This is a genomic window from Methylobacterium sp., from assembly GCF_028290105.1.
Taxonomy (GTDB): domain Bacteria; phylum Pseudomonadota; class Alphaproteobacteria; order Rhizobiales; family Beijerinckiaceae; genus Methylobacterium.
Genome location: NZ_JAQGKL010000243.1, coordinates 1 through 3,277, shown reverse-complemented (window position 1 = coordinate 3,277; position 3,277 = coordinate 1). Strand labels below are relative to the sequence as shown.

At 70.3% G+C, this 3,277-nt stretch carries 2 protein-coding genes and 1 pseudogene; 2 read left to right on the top strand and 1 reads right to left on the bottom strand.

What is annotated here, in order from left to right:
* A partial coding sequence (locus JWQ05_RS17215) for an extensin family protein (RefSeq protein ID WP_299660890.1) occupies positions 1-736 on the bottom strand: 736 nt, incomplete at its 3' end.
* A gap of 95 nt (positions 737-831) precedes the next feature.
* Between JWQ05_RS17215 and JWQ05_RS17210 the strand changes: the two genes are divergently transcribed.
* Both JWQ05_RS17210 and JWQ05_RS17205 read left to right on the top strand, forming a co-directional pair.
* On the top strand, positions 832-2,922 hold the full coding sequence (locus tag JWQ05_RS17210; RefSeq protein ID WP_299660888.1) for a M3 family metallopeptidase: 2,091 nt from the start codon (positions 832-834) through the stop codon (positions 2,920-2,922).
* A gap of 98 nt (positions 2,923-3,020) precedes the next feature.
* A pseudogene (locus tag JWQ05_RS17205) lies at positions 3,021-3,277 on the top strand (hypothetical protein); the annotation flags it as partial.

Sequence of the window (3,277 nt, the reverse complement as noted above, 5' to 3'; positions counted from 1 at the left end):
CACCGAGATCGCGCTCGGCGGCCACCTGCACCTCGGTCGCCCAGCGGGCCAGGGCCTCGGCGGCCCCGCAGACCAGGGTCACGGGCGGCGTGAGCGTCAGGTCGTCGGCGAGCGCCGTCATCTTCAGTGGCCTCGCCGCGCCGCATTGCCCATTCGCGATGGCCGGCAGCGGCTCGAACCGGACGCCCAGGCGTTCGAGCCGACGCCGGCAGGCGCTGTCGTCCAGGGGCGCCACGGTCACGGCGAGCGCCGTGCCGGAGAGTTCCGGCGGGCGCGGCGGGGGCACGGGCGTCTCGCCGGTCTCGGCCGGCTTCACCGCATCGCCGGGTTTCCCGAGCTCGGCTGGCTTTGCCGACGGGGCGACGCCTTCAGGCGCCTTCAGTTCGGCCGGCCGCTCCGGTGGCAACGGCGCCCCGCCCGGGCCTGGCGGGGTCTGGTCGGGCTTGACGGGCTCGGATGAGCCGAGGTCTGGCGGACGCGGGGGCGGCGCGGGCGGCGGCATCGGAATGGCTGTGGCGTCGGAGGGCACGCCCTTCACGTCAGCGCGCGCCGCCTGCCCGAGCGGGATCGCGATGCCGAGGAGCGATACGGCGATCAGCGCGGCGGCGGGTGGGCCGATGAGGCGGGGCGGGCGCATCGCGTTCCAATCCTGGTCGGCCGTCCGGTGACGCGGGAGGGCCTGTTCGGCGGTGACGATCAGGGCGTTGGCCGCGACCCGCAAGGGCACAAAGTCCACGCGGCGCCGTAATCGCACCAGCGGCGGCTTTGCGCTTTTCGTCGGGGTGCTTACCTTGCACCCCGACGCGCGACGAACCGCACGAAGGACTTCGCATGACCTCTGGCACGCCCGGCACCACCCTCGACACGGCCACGCGGCCGACGGATATCGGGCCCTTCGCACAGCGGAACTGGACGACCCCCCACGGCCTGCCGCCCTTCGAGCAGATCGCGCCGGCCCACTACCTGCCGGCCTTCGAGGCGGCCCTCGCGAACCACAGCGCCGAGATCGCGGCCATCGCGGGCGAAACAGGGCCGGCGACCTTCGCCAACACGGTGGAAGCCCTCGAGCGCGCCGGGCACGACCTCGATCGGGTCGCCTCCGTGTTCTTCAACCTCAGCGGAAGCCACACCAATCCGGAGCTTAAGGCGGTGGAGCGCGCCATCACCCCGCGTTTGGCGCGCCACGGCAGCGCGATCTACCTGAACGCCGAACTCTGGGCCCGTATCTCCGCCGTCGATCCCGAGGCCGAGGGGCTCGGGCCGGAACAGCGTCGGGTCCTCGACCGGTACCGCACGCGGTTCCGCCGCTCGGGCGCCGACCTCGCGCCGGAGGCCAAGACCCGCATGGCCGAGATCGCTGCCCGCATGGCCGAACTCGGCACCAGCTTCAGCCAGAATCTGCTCGCCGACGAGGGCGCCTTCGCGTTGCCCCTGGAGTCCGAGGAGGATCTCGCCGGCCTGCCGCCATTCCTGCGTGCGGCGGCTGCCTCGGCCGCAGAGGAGCGTGGTGGCCGGCACGGTCACGTCATCACCTTGTCGCGCTCGCTGATCGAGCCGTTCCTGGTGTTCTCGACCCGCCGCGACCTGCGCGAAAAGGCCTACGAGGCCTGGACCCGGCGCGGTGAGAATGGCGGCACCACGGACAATCGCGGCCTCATCGCCGAGATCGTGTCCCTGCGCGCCGAACGTGCCCGGCTGCTCGGCTACGACAGCTTCGCCCACTTCAAGCTGTCGGACACGATGGCGGGCTCGCCCGACCGCGCCATGGACCTCCTGCGCAACGTCTGGACCCCGGCTCATCATCAGGCCGCGGCCGAGCGCGAGCGGCTCCAGGCCCTGGTCCAGGCGGAGGGCCACAATTTCGACCTCGCCAAGCACGATTGGCGCCACTACGCCGAGAAACTGCGCCGGGCCGAGCACGATCTCGACGAGAGCGAGATCAAGCCGTACCTGCCGCTCGACGGCGTCATCGCTGCCGCCTTCGACACGGCCTCGCGGCTCTTCGGCCTGCGGTTCGAGGAACTCGCCGACGCACCGCGCTACCACCCGGACGTGCGGGCCTGGGCCGTGCGGAACGCCGATGGCTCCGAGGTCGGCCTGTTCCTCGGCGACTACTTCGCCCGCGCCTCGAAGCGCAGCGGGGCCTGGATGAGCGCGTTCCGCTCCCAGGAGCGCCTCAACGGGGACATCAAGCCGATCATCGTCAATGTGATGAACTTCGCACGCGCGCCCGACGGCGAGGCGACGCTGCTCTCCTTCGACGATGCCCGCACGCTGTTCCACGAGTTCGGCCACGCGCTGCATGGCCTTCTCTCCGACGTGACGTATCCGCTTCTCGCGGGCACCGCCGTTTCGGGCGACTTCGTGGAATTGCCCTCGCAGCTCTACGAGCATTGGCTGGAACAGCCGGAGGTGCTGCGGGCGCACGCCAGGCATTACCGCACCGGCGAGCCGATGCCGGAGGATCTGCTGAAGCGGCTGCTGGCGGCGCGCACCTTCAACCAGGGCTTCGCCACCATCGAGTACACGTCCTCGGCGATCGTCGACATGACCCTCCACCTGTCCAGTGCCGGCGAGGACGGTCTGGATGTGGCGGCCTTCGAGGCCGACGCCCTGAAGCGCATCGCAATGCCGGCCGAGATCTCCATGCGCCACCGTACGCCGCACTTCGCGCATATCTTCTCGGGCGATGGCTATGCGGCGGGTTACTACAGCTATCTCTGGTCCGAGGTACTCGACGCGGACGCCTTCGACGCCTTCCGGGAAGCGGGCGACATCTTCCATCCGGAGACGGCCGCGCGCCTGCGCAAATACATCTACGGGGCCGGCAACCTGCGAGATCCGGGCGAGGCCTACACCGCTTTCAGGGGCCGGCTGCCCAGCATCGATCCGCTCCTGCGCCAGCGCGGCCTCGCTGCCTGATCGGCATGGTAACGGTTTCGTAAAGAAACAGCCTTAACCAATGCTTTCTGCGCACACAGGAAGCACGGCCCATGACGGATAAGGTCCTCGCATCGTCGGTGGAAACCTCGCCCGACGCTCTGCTGAAGCAGGCGATCCTCGGCGCGCGCGCCTCCGCCGGGAAGGCCGCGCCAGAACCGGCCGCGATCGCCAAACGGACGTTTCACCTCGATGCGCGCCTGGCCGGAATATCGGCGGCCGCTCTCGGTCTCGGCGCCCTGATCGGGGCGGCCGCGATGGGCCTGACGGCGCCCCGCGGAAGTGAAAGTGCCGAGATGCTTGGGCAGCTGCGTCAGCAGGTCGAGGCGATTCGGAC